The following is a 16,337-nucleotide window of genomic DNA, read 5'->3' on the forward strand; positions in this document are numbered from 1 at the left end:
ACTCACCTGCTCTTGTCTTCGTCGAGGGTGTAGGTGCTGTCGCCGGGCTTCAGCGCACCGGGGCTCCCCTTGGCGAGGAGGGCGAGCCGGACGTTCTCGGCGAAGGACTCCGCGTAGGCGACGCGCTGGGCGTCCGCGGTGGTCAGCGCGAAGGTGATGGGGACGGCCTCCCGGTCGGCGTCCCGGCGCTCGTCGCGCTTGGCGGAGATCGGGGTGAGGCTGCCGACGTCGATGACCCGGGCCTTGGAGACGATGATCCGCGACTCGTCGGGGTCGCTCTCCCGGCGGCCCTCGAAGGTGGCGAAGATATTCACCAGATCACCGGGGGCGATCTTCCCGGCCACCCCGGTCGCGGCATCGATCATGATCGCGATCTCCTGCTCGCCGGCGGCCAGCGTCGGGCGCTTGACGATCATGTCCTCCTGGAGGAGGGACCCCTTGCGGAGCTTGGTGACCGCTATCCGGCCGCGGATGGTGCCCAGATCGGTGACGGCGCTGTCGGAGAGCCACCGCTCGGGGATCGCGGTCTTCTCGAACTGGTCGGCGCGCAGGGCGGTGTAGGGCGCGATATCGGATTTCAGCCGGTACGCGGTGACCTCGGGCCCGACCTTGGAATTCACGTCGCCGATCACGGTGATCACGCCGAAGAAGGCGGCGAGGGCGCAGAGGACCGAGATCGTGAGCAGGACGACGCCTCGGCGTTGGCGTGAATTCATGAGCTGGGGAACCTCGTTCGCGGAAAGGAGGAAGTGACGGAGGAGACGGCGGATAAGGCAGAGGACTGAGACGGCCGGGACGGGCGGGACGGGCAGGGCGGGCGGGACGGCCGGGGCGGACAGGACGACCGCGACGACGGGGACGGCCGGACGCGGGCCGCGGCGCCGCCGGACCCGTTCGTACGGCGCCGGCGGCGGTCGGCACCGGGCCGGGGCCGGCCGTCGCCCCGGCCGCGGCGCGGGCGGGCGTGGTCAGCCTGCGGGAGTTCCATGGCCCAGGACACCGGAGTTCCGCGGCCCACCGAGTTCCGGGAGGTGGCCGTGGCCCGCCGGAGCGGCGGGCGCCGAGCAGAAACCGCAGAGGTCGCCGATGAGTTCGATCCCGCACCACGCGCACTTCTCCCGGCGGACGGAGGAGACCAACTGGTAGAGGATCGAGATATCGGGCAGGAAGGCGGCGAACTCCACCAGCTTGCCGGTGCCCCACCAGCCGGGCGAAGCGGCGGGCAGGGGGACCTCGTCCACGCCCTGGACCTGCCAGGCGGGGGCGAGGCTGCCGGTGATCCAGTCCGGCTGGGCCTGCCCCTGGGCGATCACCATGCGGGTGGCGAAGTCGGGCCCGGCGAGGGTCGTGCCCGACCGGTCGCCGGAGCCGAGCCGGATCAGCTCCGGCTGGGGATTGGCCAGAACGGCGAAGTGCGCGCCCGGCACCCAGGACTTGGCGTGCGACTTGAGCCCCACCGGCACCCGGTCGAGCCGGGCCACGGAGTGCAGCAGCGCCCCGCTGTAGACGTAGTGGGAGAGCAGCCTGGCGGCCGAGGCGACGACGCCGGGCCCGAGGTCGCAGATCGAGAGCTGGCGGAGCTGGCGCACGATCACCGCGACGCCGAGCGGCGGCAGGTCCAGTTTGAGCAGGGCCAGCCGGGGGCTCTCCAGAACGGAGCGCACGGTGTGCAGCCGCCGTTCATGGGCGACGGGGATCGACGCGGGGTAGGGAACGACGACATGTCCGTACTGCTCCAGCAGTAATCCGGCCGTCCGCAGGGCGTCGTCCAGCGGGGCCTCGTCGGGGGACGGCAGCGCGGCCGCCGTGGGCGTATGCGGGTCCATCGGCGGTAGCACCAGATCTGCGCTGGTGACAGCTATTGCGGTCGGCACGCTGGTTCCCCGTTCGACAACGGTGCACGGGGGTCCGTGACCGCGGTTCCGTACTGCCTGCTGCTCCTGCATCAGCACTTTAGCCACGCGGGGGCGGCCGGAGAACACCCCGCCGGAACTCACCGCCCCGCCCCGTACACGCTCCGCTCAGGCCATAGCGCTGCATACCCGGATGAAGCGCTACGAAATCCTCGGACCGTCATCGGCGGAGTACCCGGCAGCCCCACCCGATACCCCCGCCCCGCCCCGCACAAGGGCCGAGTGGCCCGAATCTTCGTCGACCGCCGCGAAATCGGCTGAAAATCGCCCCTGGCCATCCCGGGCGTCGGCCGGTCGCGGACCGCCGGGCGGGGGCGGCCCGCGACGGGGAATCGCTGACGGAGGTCTTGACAACCTCATTGGTCTGGACCAGTTTTACGCCAAGCGGCGGCTCGCGGCCCGGACACCGGCGACCGCGGCCCCGCCCGTTCCTCCCCCTGTCGTGACGTATTCCCTGCTCCCCCCACCCCCCACGCACCCGTCCTAGTACCTCCACCCCCACACCTTCCGGAGGCAGTACGTGGTATTCAGCAGACGTCCGCGGAGATGGCTCGGCGGAGCCCTGGCGCTCGCCGTCGGCGCCGGTCTCACCGTCCTCGGCACCGCGGGCCCGGCCATGGCGGCCGATATCAACAACGCCAAGAACGCCGGCTTCGAGACCGGCCTCACCAACTGGACGTGTACCGGCGGGAACGGCGCGACCACGTCGACCCCGGTCCGTACCGGCGCCTCCGCCCTCAAGGGCACCCCGGCGGGCACCGACATCGCCCGGTGCAGCCAGACCGTGGCGGTCAAGCCCAACTCCACCTACAGCCTGAGCGCCTACGCCCAGGGCAGCTTCGTCTATCTCGGCGCCTCCGGCACCGGGACCACCGACGTCTCCACCTGGTCGCCCGGCGGCGGCACCGCCTGGAACCAGCTCTCCACCAGCTTCCGCACCGGCGCCTCCACCACCTCGGTGACGGTCTACACCCACGGCTGGTACGGCCAGTCCGCCTACTACGTGGACGACGTCAGCGTCTTCGGTCCCGACGGCGGCGGTGGCGGCGAGGAGCCGCCCGTGATCCCGGCGGTCCCGGCCGGGCTCGCCGCGGGCGCGCCGACGACCACCACGGTCCCGCTGAACTGGAACGCCTCCCCCGGCGCCACCGAGTACCACGTCTACCGGAACGGGACGAAGGTCCAGACGGTCACGTCGAACTCGACGACCATCACCGGCCTTACCCCCAACACGCAGTACTCCTTCACGGTCTCGGCGTCCAACACCGCGGGCGAGTCCGCCGTGTCGGCCCCGCCGGTCACGGTCCGCACCCTGCTGGAGGACATCAACCCGCCCGTGCCCCGGCACGCGGTCACCGGCTACTGGCAGAACTTCAACAACGGCGCGACCGTCCAGAAGCTGCGCGACGTCAGCCCGAACTACGACATCATCGCCGTCGCCTTCGCCGACGCCACCGCCACACCCGGCCAGCTGACGTTCAACCTCAGCTCCGCGCTCGGCTACGCCAACGTCGCCGAGTTCAAGTCGGACGTCGCCGCCAAGCGGGCCGCGGGCAAGTCGGTCATCATCTCCGTCGGCGGTGAGATCGGCAATGTCACCATCAACAGCGACGCCTCCGCGACCGCCTTCGCCGACAGCGCCTACGCGCTGATGCAGGAGTACGGCTTCAACGGCGTCGACATCGACCTCGAGCACGGCATCAACTCGACCTACCTCACCAAGGCCCTCCGCCAGCTCTCCGCCAAGGCGGGCCCGCGGATGGTCCTGACGATGGCCCCGCAGACCCTCGACATGCAGTCGACCGGCACCGAGTACTTCAAGCTGGCGCTGGCGGTCAAGGACATCCTCACGGTCGTCAACACCCAGTACTACAACAGCGGCGCGATGCTCGGCTGCGACGGCCGGGTCTACTCGCAGGGCACCGTGGACTTCCTGACCGCCCTCAGCTGCATCCAGCTCCAGGGCGGCCTCGACCCGTCGCAGGTGGGTATCGGGGTCCCGGCGTCGCCGCGCGGCGCGGGCGGCGGCTACGTCTCCCCGTCCACGGTGACCGCGGCGCTGGACTGCCTGTCCCGCGGCACCAACTGCGGTACCTTCCGGCCGGCCCGGACGTACCCGACCCTGCGCGGCGCGATGACCTGGTCCATCAACTGGGACGCCCTCTCGGGCAACGCCTGGTCCAACGTCGTCGGACCCCACGTCCGCGGCCTTCCGTAGCACCACCCGCCCGGCGGCGTACCCCCCTCACCCGAGGACGTAGGCCGCCGGGCGTACCGGCACCGACCGGCCAGTCGTACGTACCGTCCACCCCCACGCCCAGGTCGTACGACACCAGCGGCAGCGCCACCGACCTGTCCCGGTGGCGCTGTCGCGCGTTCCGCGTCCACCTCCCGTCTCCCGTCTCCCGCCTCCCGTACCCCCGCCAAGCCCACGCCCGGCCCCCGCGCACGACCCGGGGCCGGGATTCGCCTTTCGTGCCCGTACGCCCCGCCGCGCACCGATCCACCCCGGACGCCATCTTGACCCGTCCATGTCATGGCCCCACGATGTGTGCCCACACGGCACCATCCGCGTCGCATACCTGTTCCACCCCCACCCCATCAGGAGACAGCATGCGCCAACGCATCCGCGGCAGCGGCCGGGGCAGACGGACCGCGGCGATCACAGCCCTGCTGGCGATCGCGCTCACCGCGCCCCTTACCGCCAACGCGGTCCAGCCCGACCCCGCGTCCGACCGTACGTCCGAACGGACGGCGGCGGCCGTGGCGGCCGAGGAGAGGACCACCCAGTACCAGATCGACGGTGTGGCGGGACCGGCGCAGCGCACGAAGCTCGCCGCGACCGGCGTCGCGATCGACGAGGTCGACGCCCACGCGGTCGTCGTCAGCGCCTCCCCGTCCCAGGCGAGGAAGCTGCGGGCGCTCGGCTACCGGCTCACGGCCCTGCCGGGACCCCCGGCCCGTACCGCGGCCGGGGCCGACGTCAAACCCCTCGACTTCCCGCCCGCCGACTCCCGTTTCCATAATTACGCGGAGATGAACACGGCGATCGACCAGCGCATCGCGGCCCACCCGAACATCATGAACAAGCGGGTGATCGGCAAGACCCACCAGGGCCGGGACATCGTCGCGATCAAGGTCAGCGACAACGTCTCCACCGACGAGAACGAACCCGAGGTCCTGTTCACCGCGCAGCAGCACGCGCGGGAGCATCTGACCGTCGAGATGGCCCTCTACCTGCTGCGCGAGCTGGGCGAGGACTACGGCACGGACTCCCGGATCACCAACGCGGTCAACGGCCGGGAGATCTGGATCATCCCCAGCATCAACCCGGACGGCAGCGAGTACGACATCGCCACCGGCTCCTACCGGAGCTGGCGCAAGAACCGGCAGCCCAACACCGGTTCCACGGCCGTCGGTACCGACCTCAACCGCAACTGGAACTTCCGGTGGGGCTGCTGCGGCGGCTCCTCCACCAGCCCCGGCTCCGACACCTTCCGCGGCCGGGCCGCCGAGTCCGCGCCCGAGGTGAAGGTCGTCGCCGACTTCGTCCGCAGCCGGGTCGTCGGCGGTCGGCAGCAGATCAGGACCGGGATCGACTTCCACACGTACAGCGAGTTGGTGCTCTGGCCGTACGGCTACACCTACTCCGACACCGCGCCCGGGATGACCCAGGACGACCGGAACGCCTTCGCCGCCGTGGGGCAGAAGATGGCGGCCAGCAACGGCTACACACCGCAGCAGGCCAGTGATCTCTACATCACCGACGGGTCGATCGACGACTGGCTCTGGGGCGACCAGCGGATCTTCGGCTACACCTTCGAGCTGTATCCGCGCGGCGCGTCGGGCGGTGGCTTCTATCCGCCGGACGAGGTGATCGAGCGGGAGACCAGCCGCAACCGGGACGCCGTCCTGCAACTGCTGGAGAACTCCGACTGCATGTACCGCTCGATCGGCAAGGAGGCGCAGTACTGCTGACCCTCTGAGCCCTCCGCGGGCGGGGCGGCGGCCCCGCCAGGACATGTCGGACGACCGGCGCGCGCCCATCGGGCCGCGCCGTTCGTTCGTGCCCACGCCGTTTTTCGCGCCCGTACGGTTCTTTCGAGCCCGCGTATGCTCCGTTCCGAGCGCCCCCGCGCACCCCGGTCCCGCCCCTCGGCCGGTGCGCGGCCGGTTCGCGGCCGGTTCGCGTCGGCCGAACCCCGGCGATTCGCCCCGGGGCCCGGCGATACCGGGCCACACACCTCGCCGCGATACCGAAAGATGGCTGAATTTTTGCGTGAACCGCCCGCGTGTCGCCTTTTCCGGACCGCCGGTGATGGACTTTGCCCACCGTTGCCGGTGGTGAACGCGTCAACTGTTCTATAAGGTCCCCGGAGTTGACCACTTCGCACACGTCTGCTGTGCACGAGGAGCAGTAAATGGCAGTGTTCGGCGTCGCCGCAGTCGCCGCCCTTTTACTCGCCGCAGTCGCGGCGGCGCTCGGGTACCGGTCACAGGCCCGTCGCGCACGGGCCCGTGCGACCGATCTGGCGACGGCCGCCGACCGGTTCGCCGACCAGTCCGTGCCCGCCCTGATGGCCGTGATCCGCCAGGGCGCCAGGGCCGGTTCCGCGCTCGCGGCCGTACCGGCGCCGGAGAATCCCGCCTATCAGCGGGTGCTCCGGCAGATCGCCGACGAGGCGGAGCGCGCCGAACGGCTCCGGGCCGCCGCCGTGAAGGAGGCCGGGCTCGGTGAGAAGCGCCGGGCCGCGGCGATGGCGGCCTGTGCCAACGCGGCGGGCCGGATGCAGGCCATGACCACCGGCATGCTCGCGGACCTGCGCGAGATGGAGCACCTCCACGACGACGAGGACGTCCTCGCGGATCTGCTCCACCTCGACCACCGCACCGCCCAGGCCGGCCGGCTCGCCGACAGCATCGCCGTCCTCAGCGGGGCCCGCTCCGGGCGCCGCTGGGCCAAGCCGATCCCCATGGAGTCGATCCTGCGCGGCGCCATGGGCCGGATCGCGGGCTATCAGCGCGTACGTCTCCGCTCGGTCGCCGACATCGCTGTCGCGGGCCACGCGGCGGAGGGCGTGATGCACCTCCTGGCCGAACTCCTCGACAACGCCTGCAACTTCTCGCCGCCCACCACCGACGTCCACGGCTATGTCGCCGAGGTCCCGGCCGGCGCGGTGATCACCATCGAGGACAGCGGTCTGGTGATGGGCGATACGGCGCTGCGCCGTGCCGAACGGGCGGTCACCGGCGACTCCGGCGACCTGTCCACCCTGACCGGTACCCGGCTCGGCCTCGCCGTGGTGGGACGGCTGGCGAAGAAGCACGGGCTCACGGTCTCGTTCCGCCCGTCGGCCATCGGCGGCACCGGGGTGGTCGTGATGATCCCCCAGGAGCTGATCACCCGCAGCCGTCCGGACGAGCCCCAGGTTCCGGTCGCCCTGCGCCGCACCACGCGGCCCGCGGCGACGGCACCGGCACCCCTGACCCCTGCCGGAACCCCAGTACGGGGATCAGGCACCCGATCCGCCGACTCCACCCGATCCACCGGATCCGCCGATTCCGTCGGGGGCCCCGCCCCCGCCCCGGAGTCCGGCGCCCGGCCGCCCCAGGTCGCCGAGCTGCCCAAGCGGCGGCGCGGCAGAACCCTGGCGGCCACCCATCCCGAAGGACTGCCCAGCTCCGCCGCGCCGGCCGGTTCCGGCCCCGGCGGTACGAGCGCCCGGCCGCAATCCTCCGGCGCCGGAGCCCGCTTCGGCGCCTTCCGCCGGGCCGTCACCGGACGGCAGCCGGAGACCGGCCCCGGCACGACCACGACCACTCCCCCCGCGACTCCCCTTTCGGAGGACGACCGATGACCGTATCCGCCACCGGCGCGGCTGGCCTCGGCTGGCTGCTGGAAGGACTGCTGGAACGTACGCCCGGCACCCGGCACGCGCTCGTGCTGTCCCGGGACGGCCTGAAGCTCTGCCATACCGCGGAGCTGTCCGCGGACCGCGCCGACCAGCTCTCCGCGATCTCCGCCGGCATCCAGAGCCTCTCCCACGGCGCGTCCGTGGAGTTCGGCGACGGCTCCGGCGGCGTACGCCAGTCGATGACCGAGTTCTACGGCGGGATCCTCTTCATCGCCGAGGCGGGCGAGGGCAGCCATGTCGCCGTCGTCGCCGCCGAGGACGCGGACGCCGGACTGGTCGGCCACAACATGCTCGAACTCGTCGAGCAACTGGGCGAGCACCTGAGCTCGCCGCCCCGGTCCGCCGAGCCCGCCCCCGTGGATTGATCCGGATGGTCCGCGCCGCCCGGGACGAGAACCCGGACCGTCTCTACACGCTGACCGGCGGCCGGAGCCGCCCCAGCCGCAACGACTTCGACCTGGTGACCCTGGTGGTCGCCGAGTGCGAACCGGCCCGGGGGATGCAGTCGGAGCACGCCGCGATCCTGCGGCTCTGCCCGCTGCCGGTGGCCGTCGTCGAGATCGCGGCCGAGCTGCGGTTACCGGTCAGCATCACCAAGATCCTGCTCTCCGATCTGCTGGACGCGGGCCGGATCACCGTCCGCCATCCGCGCACCCTGGCCTCCCCGGCGCGGCTTCCCGACCACGCGACCCTGGAGAAGGTGCTCGTTGGACTCCGCGAACTCTGACCTCGCCGAGCCGCGCCCGGCGTCCCGTACCCCGCTCAGCCGTACGGCCGACAACGGGTTGAAGATCGTCATCGTGGGCGGCTTCGGGGTGGGCAAGACCACCATGGTCCGCTCGGTCAGCGACATCCGTCCGCTGAACACCGAGGAGACGATGACGCTCGCCGGGCGGGACATCGACGACCTGCGGGCCGTGCCGAACAAGACGTCGACCACCGTCGCGTTCGACTTCGGCCGGATCAGCCTCGACGAACGTACGGTGCTGTACCTCTTCGGCGCGCCCGGCCAGGAGCGGTTCTGGTTCCTGTGGGACCGGCTCTTCAGCGGCACGCTGGGCGCGGTCGTCCTCGTCGACGACCGTCGTCTCGCCGATTCCTGGTACGCCATCGACCGCCTCGAACACCACGGGACCCCGTTCATCGTGGCCCGGAACGACTTCGGCGGACCGCCGCACCAGGCGGAGCGGATCCGGGACGCGCTCGACCTCGATCCGCATGTCCCGCTGATCGACTGCGACGCCCGCTCCCGCGCCTCCAGCAAGAAGGTGCTCATCACCCTGGTCGAGCATCTGCAAGCACTCGTCGGCACTCCGGAGACGGCCTGATGACCACCCCAGAATCCGCCCGGACCGGCGGCTGCCCGGTCCATACGGGGGACGGCTCCGCCGTATCGCTGAGCGGCCCCCGCTTCCACACCGAGCCGCATCAGCTCTACCGGGAGATGCGCCGGGAGCACGGCCCGGTGGTCCCGGTCGAGCTGCCCGGGAACATCCCGGCCTGGCTGATCGTCGGCTACCACGAGATGCACCAGGTCACCAGCGACCCGGAGCTGTTCCCACGCGATGTGGGCCTGTGGAACCAGTGGCCGAACATCCCCGCTGACTGGCCGCTGCTGCCGATGATCCAGCCGCCCCAGCCCTCCATCTACTTCACCGCGGGGGCCGACCACCGGCGCCACGCCGACATGGTGGTCCCGGCGCTGGAGAGCGTCGACCCGTTCGAGCTGCGGCATGTCTGCGAGGAGCTGTCGGACCGGCTGATCGACGCGTTCTGCGGGCGCGGCGAGGCCGATCTGGTGACCGAGTTCGCCAAGCCGCTGCCGGTGCTCGCGCTCGCCCGGGTGCTGGGCTACTCGGACGAGGACGGCACGACACTCGCCCGCGCGCTCGGTGAACTCGTCGACGGCGGCGAGGGCGCGCAGCGGGCCCACGCCGAGTATCTGGCCCTCAACCAGAAGCTGGTGAAGGCCAAACGGAACGAGCCCGCCGACGACGTCACGTCCTGGATGCTGGCGCAGGAGGGCTTCACCGAGGAGGAGGTGGCGCTCAATGTGAAGGACGTGCTGGGCGCCGGCTTCGTCACCACGGCCGACTGGATCGGCAACTCGATCCGGCTGATGCTCACCGACGACCGGTTCGCGGCCGCGCTCGGCGGCGGCCGGCACAGCATCGGCCAGGCCATGAACGAAGTCCTGTGGGAGGACACCCCGACCCAGATCCTCGCGGGCCGCTGGGCGGCCCGGGACACCCTGCTCGCCGGGCGGCAGATCCGCGCCGGCGATCTGCTGATGCTGGGCCTGGCGGCGGCCAACGCGGACCCGCTGATCCAGCAGCAGTTCTCGCCCTCGCGGGGCGGCAACAGCGCCCACTTCTCCTTCAGCCACGGCGAGTACCGCTGCCCGCTCCCGGCGCAGGAGATCGCCGAGATCGTCGCCCGTACCGCGATCGAGGTCCTGCTGGACCGGCTGCCCGACGTCGATCTCGCGGTGCCCGCGCAGACCCTGGTACGCCGTCCGTCCACGTTTCTGCGGGGCATGACGGCCATTCCCGTTCGGTTCACGCCCATTCGCCCGACTGGAGATCCGCAATGAGCCGTACCAGCGCCGCCCCCGCACCAGCCCCGTCCCTCGTCATCGACCCCCTCGTCCGCGATCTGGACGGCGAGACCGCCCGGCTCCGCGAGACGGGCCCCTTCGTCCGGATCGATCTGCTCGGCGCCCCCGCCTGGACCGTCACCGAACACGCCGTCGCCCGCCGGCTGCTGACCGATGCCCGGCTGGTGAAGGACATCAACGGGTGGAGACTCTGGCAGTCCGGTGAGATCGACCGCCGATGGCCGCTCGTCGGCATGATCGACACCGGCCGTTCGATGTTCTCCGTCGACGGCGCCGAACACCGGCGGCTGCGCGCCAAGACCGCCCAGGCGATCACCGCCCGCCGGGTGGAGTCGATGCGCCCCGTGGTGGAGAGCATCACCGCCGAACTGCTGGACGCCCTGACCGAGAACGCCGGTCCCGACGGCCGGGTCGATCTGAAGACCCACTTCGCCCAGCCGCTGCCGATGAGCGTCGTCTGCAATCTGATGGGCGTCCCGGACGAGTCCATTCCGCGCCAGATGCGGCTGTGGAAGGCGTTCTTCTCGATCCTCACCCCGCAGGACAAGCGGCTGGCCGCCGTCGACGAACTGACGGCCATCTTCACCGAACTCGTCGCGGAGAAGGCGAAGGCCCCGGGCGACGATCTGACCAGCGCCCTGATCCTCGCCGACGACGGCGGCGCGCCCCTCACCCAGCTGGAGGTGATGGGCAACCTCAAGGACATGATCGGCGCCGGTCACGAAACCACGGTCGGCCTGGTCCTCAACGCGGTACGCGCCCTGCTCACCCACCCCGACCAGCTCGAACTCGTCCGCTCCGGACAGGTGCCGTGGGAGACGGTGGTGGAGGAGGTCCTCCGCTGGGACCCGCCGACCACCCATCTGCTGATGCGGTTCGCCACCGAGGACATCGACGTCGACGGCTTCGTCATCGAGCGCGGCGAGGGTGTGGTGATCTCGTACCGCGCGATCGGCCGCGACCGGGACCGCCACGGCGACGACGCGGACTCCTTCGACATCCGCCGCGCGACCCCGATCCGCCATATGACCTTCGGCCACGGCCCGCATATGTGCCCCGGCGCCGCCCTCTCCCGGCTGGAGGCGATGGTCGCGCTCCCGGCGCTCTTCGCCCGCTACCCGGAGCTGCGTCTCGCGGTCCCGGCGGACGAGCTGCGGAACATGCCGGTGATGACGCAGAACGACCTGGAGGCGTTCCCGATCCTGCTCCACGGCTGACGCGCCCGGCACGCCTGACACGTGCCAACAGGGGCTGTACGGAAATGTTCCGTACAGCCCCTCGGTCTCCCTCGGTCTCCCCCGGTCTCCTTCGTTCTACAACACCTCTTCCGGTACGGCGCCGTACGCCTCCCGCAACTGCCCCAGGACGGGATGCCCGGTGTCCATCTCCGTCCCGTCGATCGCGGCGACCGCCCGGACCCCGACGGCGGCGTTGGTGAGGAAGGCGGCCCGCATCCCCCGTGCGTCGTCCGGCGTGACGGGCCCGACCCGGTGCGCGACGCCCCGCCGGAGCAGGGCCATGGTGACCCCGTCCAGTACGGGCGCCGCCGCCCAGACGACCGTCCCGCCGCCGTTTCCGTCCCCTTCGACGAATCCGGCGTTCCAGGTGGGCCCCTCGGACACCAGACCGTCCCGCCCGGTGAACAGCGCGTCGTCGTACCCGGCGAGTTGCGCCTCCCGCCGGGCGTGCAGGGCTCCGAAAAGCCCGCAGTGCTTGACCTCGGGCAGTTCCCGCTCGTACGCCACGGTCCCGACCCGCACGGCCGCCGGCTCGGCGGCCCCGGCGCCGCGCACGGTGACGAGGAGTCGGGGCCGTACGGCGTCCACGGGCCGGACCAGGCTGATCCCGGGGTCGTAATGCGTGAGGCGTACGACACAGGGCGCGTCCCGCCCCTCGACCGCGCGCCGTACGCGTTCCCGTACGCCGTCCGTATCCACCCCCACCCCGAAGACGACGGCGCTGTCCCTCACCAGCCGCTCCAGATGCAGCGACAGCCCTTTGACACGGCCGCCGGGTTCGACGCGCATGGTGGTGAAGTGCCCGTACGAGGTCATGGCGAGCGGCGCCAGTTCGTCGGGGGTCACGGGCCGGTCGTCCAGGGTCGCCATGGGTCCAGCCTGCCACCGGCCGCCCCATTCCCACGGCCCCGCCCCCGGGTGGCATCCTTGACCGGTGCTCTCATCCGATCACGTGGGTTCGGTGTTCTTCGACGTCGACGGCACCCTGGTCCCCGGGACGAGTTCCTCGGCCTTCCTCGCCGGTTTCCTGGGCCACCGGGACGAGCTGACCCGGGCCGAGGACGCCTACGCCTCCGGTGAGCTGGACAACCGGCAGGTCTCGGAGCTGGACGCCAAGGGCTGGGCGGGCGCGTCCGAGACACAGGTACGCGACTGGCTCACCGGACTTCCCCTGGTCTCCGGCATCAAGGAGACCGTGGACTGGTGCCGGCGGCACGGGTTGGTGCCGGTGCTGGCCACTCTCGCCTGGTCACCGGTCGGCGGCTATCTGATGGACCGCTTCGGCTTCCACGCGTTCAGCGGACCCCGCCCGGAGACCATCGACGGCCGGTTCACGGGCCGCGTCGCCCATCACTTCGACGAGTACGACAAACGGGACTTCGCCCTCGCCCGGGCCCGGGAGCTGGGCCTGTCCCCCGCCTCCTGCGCCGCCGTCGGGGACAGCCGCTCCGACCTGCCCCTGTTCGCCTCCGTATCGCTGAGCGTGGCGTTCAATGCCTCGGCGGGAGCGCGGGCGGCGGCAAGCGTCGCCGTGGACGGCGATGATCTACGAGAGGTGATTCCGGCCCTGAGCCGGCTGGCCGGAGCCGCGCGTTGACGTCGGCGGCGGCGCGCGGCCCCGTCGGGCCCGACGACATCGGCGGGCACCCCGGCGGTACGGAAGATCCGACTATTTAGCCCGATCGGGGATCACGGTCCCGGTTCGCCGGTGGGGGAGACCACCGCCTCAGATGATCTTGGTGACGTTCCGGTCCGGGCGTTTTTGCCGATCCTGGAGGATCCATGCGACACCCTGTCTCCCGCCTGCGCACACGGGCTCTGGCCGTGGGGCTGGCACTGGCGGCGTCCGTGCTCGTGCCCACCGGCTCCGCCGGGGCGGCCGATCAGTACGAGTGGGCCGCGCTGGGCGACTCGTACACCTCCGGCCTCTTCGTCGGGGACCCGCTGCCCGCGTTGGGCGACGCGTCGCGGGACGGCTGCGACCGCACCACCGACGCCTACCCCGACGTCGTCGAACGGGAGCTGGCCGAGTACCCGCCGGGCCTGCCCGTCAACCTGACCGACGTCAGCTGCGGCGCCGCCACCATCGCCGATATCGCCACGACCCGGCAGACGCCGATCAGCCCGGTCCAGCCCCCCGAGGGCGGCTGGCCCGCGGTGGACACCCAGATCGAGCGCGCCGGTCTGGGCGACGGGACCGACATCGTCACCATCGGCGTCGGCGGGAACAGCCTGCCCTTCGGCGACGTGCTCCTGAAGTGCCTGGAACAGGGGGTGGCCGGCAAGTCCTGTCGCGAGTACTACACCAACCCGCCCGAGGGCGTGGAGAGCATCGGGGACCGGCTCGCCCGGGTCCAGGACGAGTACATCGAGATGCTGGCCGGGGTGCACCAGGCCGCCCCGAACGCCAAGGTGATCACGGTCGGCTACCCCGCGGTCCTGCCGGAGAACGGCACCGACTGCAACCGCCTCTCCCTCAACGAACTCGGCTCGATCACCCACGCCGACGTCGACTGGCTCCGCGACGAGGTCCTCAAGCCGCTGAACAGCACGATCCAGCGGGTCGCCGAGTTCTTCGGCGACCGCTACACCGACATCTACTCCTCCAGCGTCGGCCACGACGCCTGCCAGCCCGCGGGCACCAAGTGGGTCGAGGGCATCTGCGGCGACGCCGCCGACTACTGGCCCACCAAGCTCGCCGGCACCTTGCTGAACTGCGGCCTCATCGGCAAGCACGTCACCCTGGTCCACCCCAACGCCGAAAGCCACGCCAACGCCGCCGCCCACGTCGAACGGGCCGTCCGCATCTCCCTCCTCGAACGCTGACGACCGGGCCGGGCCCGAACCGGAGCCCCGGGCCGTGTACCAGCGCGGCCCGGGGCACCGCACCGGTGATCACCCGACAGAGCCGGTACGGAAGATGTCGGGTGACCGGGGCCGGTGTCGCACACGATGGGGTCATGGACGACACGACCTTGGTATCCCGCTTCCTTCGCGACGGCTTCGTGAAGCTGGAGGGCGCTGTCGCGCCGCGCGTGGCCGCGGACTGCGCGCGGCTGCTGTGGCGGGAGACGGGCTGCGACCCGGACGACCCTTCGACGTGGACGAAGCCCGTGCACTGGGTGGGCGGCATGGCACAGGGTCCGTTCGCCGCCGCACCCAACTCCCCGTCGCTGCATCGCGCGTACGACCTGCTCGTCGGCGTGGGACGCTGGGAGCCGCGCTACTCGCTGGGCACGTTCCCGCTGCGCTTCCCGCACGAGGAGGAGCCGGACGACACGGGCTGGCACATCGAGGGGAGCTATCTGCCGGAGGGCGAGAGCTGGTACTTCACCAATGTGCGCTCCCGGGACCGGGCGCTGCTGATGCTGTTCCTGTTCAGCGAGATCGGCGAGGAGGACGCCCCGACCCGGATCCGGGTCGGCTCGCACCTGGATGTGCCGAAGGTGCTGGAGAAGTACGGGGAGGACGGGGCGAGCGGACTGACCCTCGCCCCCGATCTGGTGGCGGCGTCCGACCACCGGCCACTCGCCCTCGCCACCGGGTCCCCGGGCGATGTCTTCCTGTGCCATCCGTTCCTGGTGCACGCGGCGCAACCGCACCATGGGGCGCGGCCGCGCTTTATGGCGCAGCCGCCGCTGATGCCGGCGGCACCGTACGAACGGGAACGGGCCGACGGCACGTACTCACCCGTGGAGATCGCGATCCGCCGGGGTCTGGGACAGGACAGCGCATGCTGGAGCGGCTGAACCAGGCCATGGAGCACATCGAGGGCCATCTCGACCAAGACCTCGACATGGGGGAGCTGGCACGCCTCGCGGCCACCTCGGAGCACCATCTGCGCCGGATGTTCTCCGCGCTCGCCGGCATGCCGCTGTCGGAGTACATCCGCCGCCGCCGGCTCACCCTCGCGGGCGCCGAGGTCCTCGCGGGACGCGGGACGCTGCTGGAGATCGCCGTGCGTTACGGCTACGGCTCCGGGGAGGCGTTCGCGCGGGCGTTCCGCGCCATGCACGGCATCGGACCGGGCGAGGCGCGGCGTACCGGCGCCGCCCTCACCTCCCAGTCCCGGATGTCCTTCCGCCTCACCGTCGAAGGGCGCAGCGATATGCGGTACCGCGTGGTGGACAAGGCGGACTTCACCGTCGTCGGGCTCAAGACCCGGGTACCGCTGGTGCATGCCGGGCCGAACCAGGCGATCATCGACTTCGTCCGCGGGATCGATCCGCGGACCCTGGAGCGCCTGGAGAAGCTCGCGGACCAGGAGCCGCACGGCATCGTCGCGGTCTGCGACGGCATGGACCCCAGCCGCGCCGAGGGCACCGAACTCGACTACCACCATGGTGTGATCACCTCCGCGCCCGCCCCGGAAGGCATGACCACCTTGGCGGTCCCGGCCGGCACCTGGGCGGTCTTCACCACCTCCGGGCCGGTGCCGCAGGCCATCCAGGAGCTGTGGCGGGACGCGTTCACCGAGTGGTTCCCGTCGAACCCGTACCGCACCCGCCCCGGGCCCGAGATCCTGCGCACCCGCCTGTCACCGGAGAGGACCGAGGCCGACGCCGAACTGTGGCTGGCGGTGGAGCCGGAGCGCCGGGTCATGCCTTGAACTCACCCTCGGCGAGCGGCTCCATCGGGCCGGACGACGTCGACC

Annotated in this window: 15 protein-coding genes; 12 read left to right on the forward strand and 3 right to left on the reverse strand. The window is 71.4% G+C overall.

The window, feature by feature from the left end:
- Nucleotides 1–2: 2 nt before the first annotated feature.
- Together cpaB and ACFXG1_RS17305 are read right to left on the reverse strand one after the other, a co-directional pair.
- On the reverse strand, nucleotides 3–716 hold the full coding sequence (gene cpaB / locus ACFXG1_RS17300) for a Flp pilus assembly protein CpaB (protein WP_384710872.1): 714 nt from the start codon (nucleotides 714–716) through the stop codon (nucleotides 3–5).
- Nucleotides 717–968: 252 nt separating this feature from the next.
- Entirely contained in the window at nucleotides 969–1,826 is an 858-nt protein-coding gene (locus ACFXG1_RS17305) for a hypothetical protein (RefSeq protein WP_384720267.1), read from the reverse strand.
- A 607-nt stretch (nucleotides 1,827–2,433) separates the two neighbouring features.
- Between ACFXG1_RS17305 and ACFXG1_RS17310 the strand changes: the two genes are divergently transcribed.
- The 8 genes from ACFXG1_RS17310 (at nucleotide 2,434) to ACFXG1_RS17345 (ending at nucleotide 11,662) form a co-directional block, all read left to right on the forward strand.
- A complete protein-coding gene (locus ACFXG1_RS17310) occupies nucleotides 2,434–4,131 on the forward strand; it encodes a chitinase (protein WP_384720264.1) in 1,698 nt (565 codons plus the stop codon).
- A 395-nt stretch (nucleotides 4,132–4,526) separates the two neighbouring features.
- On the forward strand, nucleotides 4,527–5,891 hold the full coding sequence (locus ACFXG1_RS17315) for a M14 family metallopeptidase (RefSeq protein WP_384743310.1): 1,365 nt from the start codon (nucleotides 4,527–4,529) through the stop codon (nucleotides 5,889–5,891).
- Nucleotides 5,892–6,334: 443 nt separating this feature from the next.
- Nucleotides 6,335–7,771: an ATP-binding protein gene (locus ACFXG1_RS17320; protein WP_384712476.1), complete on the forward strand. Its 1,437-nt coding sequence runs from the start codon at nucleotides 6,335–6,337 to the stop codon at nucleotides 7,769–7,771.
- Nucleotides 7,768–8,193 (forward strand): roadblock/LC7 domain-containing protein, encoded by a 426-nt coding sequence (locus ACFXG1_RS17325; protein ID WP_384712473.1) that lies wholly within the window; start codon nucleotides 7,768–7,770, stop codon nucleotides 8,191–8,193. Before ACFXG1_RS17320 ends, ACFXG1_RS17325 begins: the two co-directional genes overlap by 4 nt.
- 5 nt (nucleotides 8,194–8,198) lie before the next feature.
- The gene (locus tag ACFXG1_RS17330; protein ID WP_358827798.1) at nucleotides 8,199–8,555 is read left to right on the forward strand and encodes a DUF742 domain-containing protein; all 357 of its coding nucleotides are present in this window, start codon (nucleotides 8,199–8,201) and stop codon (nucleotides 8,553–8,555) included.
- Nucleotides 8,536–9,156: an ATP/GTP-binding protein gene (locus ACFXG1_RS17335; RefSeq protein ID WP_384712470.1), complete on the forward strand. Its 621-nt coding sequence runs from the start codon at nucleotides 8,536–8,538 to the stop codon at nucleotides 9,154–9,156. Before ACFXG1_RS17330 ends, ACFXG1_RS17335 begins: the two co-directional genes overlap by 20 nt.
- On the forward strand, nucleotides 9,156–10,421 hold the full coding sequence (locus ACFXG1_RS17340) for a cytochrome P450 (RefSeq protein WP_384743315.1): 1,266 nt from the start codon (nucleotides 9,156–9,158) through the stop codon (nucleotides 10,419–10,421). Before ACFXG1_RS17335 ends, ACFXG1_RS17340 begins: the two co-directional genes overlap by 1 nt.
- Nucleotides 10,418–11,662 carry a cytochrome P450 gene (locus ACFXG1_RS17345; protein WP_384712464.1) on the forward strand — a complete coding sequence of 415 codons (1,245 nt, stop codon included), beginning with the start codon at nucleotides 10,418–10,420 and terminating at the stop codon, nucleotides 11,660–11,662. Before ACFXG1_RS17340 ends, ACFXG1_RS17345 begins: the two co-directional genes overlap by 4 nt.
- 96 nt (nucleotides 11,663–11,758) lie before the next feature.
- Here the strand turns inward: ACFXG1_RS17345 and ACFXG1_RS17350 are convergent, their stop codons facing one another.
- Nucleotides 11,759–12,553 (reverse strand): aminotransferase class IV, encoded by a 795-nt coding sequence (locus tag ACFXG1_RS17350; RefSeq protein WP_384712460.1) that lies wholly within the window; start codon nucleotides 12,551–12,553, stop codon nucleotides 11,759–11,761.
- 64 nt (nucleotides 12,554–12,617) lie between these two features.
- On the opposite strand from ACFXG1_RS17350, the gene ACFXG1_RS17355 reads away from it, so the two are divergent.
- From ACFXG1_RS17355 to ACFXG1_RS17370, 4 genes are all read left to right on the forward strand, one after another.
- On the forward strand, nucleotides 12,618–13,280 hold the full coding sequence (locus ACFXG1_RS17355; protein ID WP_384712457.1) for an HAD family hydrolase: 663 nt from the start codon (nucleotides 12,618–12,620) through the stop codon (nucleotides 13,278–13,280).
- Between the two features lie 185 nt (nucleotides 13,281–13,465).
- Complete coding sequence (locus tag ACFXG1_RS17360) at nucleotides 13,466–14,509, forward strand: SGNH/GDSL hydrolase family protein (RefSeq protein WP_384712454.1); 1,044 nt, start codon at nucleotides 13,466–13,468, stop codon at nucleotides 14,507–14,509.
- A 134-nt stretch (nucleotides 14,510–14,643) separates the two neighbouring features.
- On the forward strand, nucleotides 14,644–15,432 hold the full coding sequence (locus ACFXG1_RS17365; RefSeq protein ID WP_384712451.1) for a phytanoyl-CoA dioxygenase family protein: 789 nt from the start codon (nucleotides 14,644–14,646) through the stop codon (nucleotides 15,430–15,432).
- A complete protein-coding gene (locus ACFXG1_RS17370) occupies nucleotides 15,417–16,292 on the forward strand; it encodes a GyrI-like domain-containing protein (RefSeq protein ID WP_384712448.1) in 876 nt (291 codons plus the stop codon). Before ACFXG1_RS17365 ends, ACFXG1_RS17370 begins: the two co-directional genes overlap by 16 nt.
- Nucleotides 16,293–16,337: the final 45 nt, after the last annotated feature.

The sequence above is a fragment of the Streptomyces sp. NPDC059248 genome (assembly GCF_042753905.1).
In the GTDB taxonomy this organism is placed as follows: domain Bacteria; phylum Actinomycetota; class Actinomycetes; order Streptomycetales; family Streptomycetaceae; genus Streptomyces.

Excerpts from the sequence above, each read along its gene's own strand:
- ACFXG1_RS17330 (WP_358827798.1), top strand. The coding sequence starts at position 8,199 with ATGGTCCGCGCCGCCCGGGACGAGAACCCGGACCGTCTCTACACGCTG.
- ACFXG1_RS17370 (WP_384712448.1), top strand. The coding sequence starts at position 15,417 with ATGCTGGAGCGGCTGAACCAGGCCATGGAGCACATCGAGGGCCATCTC.
- ACFXG1_RS17365 (WP_384712451.1), top strand. The coding sequence starts at position 14,644 with ATGGACGACACGACCTTGGTATCCCGCTTCCTTCGCGACGGCTTCGTG.
- ACFXG1_RS17345 (WP_384712464.1), top strand. The coding sequence starts at position 10,418 with ATGAGCCGTACCAGCGCCGCCCCCGCACCAGCCCCGTCCCTCGTCATC.
- ACFXG1_RS17325 (WP_384712473.1), top strand. The coding sequence starts at position 7,768 with ATGACCGTATCCGCCACCGGCGCGGCTGGCCTCGGCTGGCTGCTGGAA.
- ACFXG1_RS17340 (WP_384743315.1), top strand. The coding sequence starts at position 9,156 with ATGACCACCCCAGAATCCGCCCGGACCGGCGGCTGCCCGGTCCATACG.
- ACFXG1_RS17305 (WP_384720267.1), bottom strand. The coding sequence starts at position 1,826 with ATGGACCCGCATACGCCCACGGCGGCCGCGCTGCCGTCCCCCGACGAG.
- cpaB (WP_384710872.1), bottom strand. The coding sequence starts at position 716 with ATGAATTCACGCCAACGCCGAGGCGTCGTCCTGCTCACGATCTCGGTC.
- ACFXG1_RS17360 (WP_384712454.1), top strand. The coding sequence starts at position 13,466 with ATGCGACACCCTGTCTCCCGCCTGCGCACACGGGCTCTGGCCGTGGGG.
- ACFXG1_RS17350 (WP_384712460.1), bottom strand. The coding sequence starts at position 12,553 with ATGGCGACCCTGGACGACCGGCCCGTGACCCCCGACGAACTGGCGCCG.
- ACFXG1_RS17315 (WP_384743310.1), top strand. The coding sequence starts at position 4,527 with ATGCGCCAACGCATCCGCGGCAGCGGCCGGGGCAGACGGACCGCGGCG.
- ACFXG1_RS17320 (WP_384712476.1), top strand. The coding sequence starts at position 6,335 with ATGGCAGTGTTCGGCGTCGCCGCAGTCGCCGCCCTTTTACTCGCCGCA.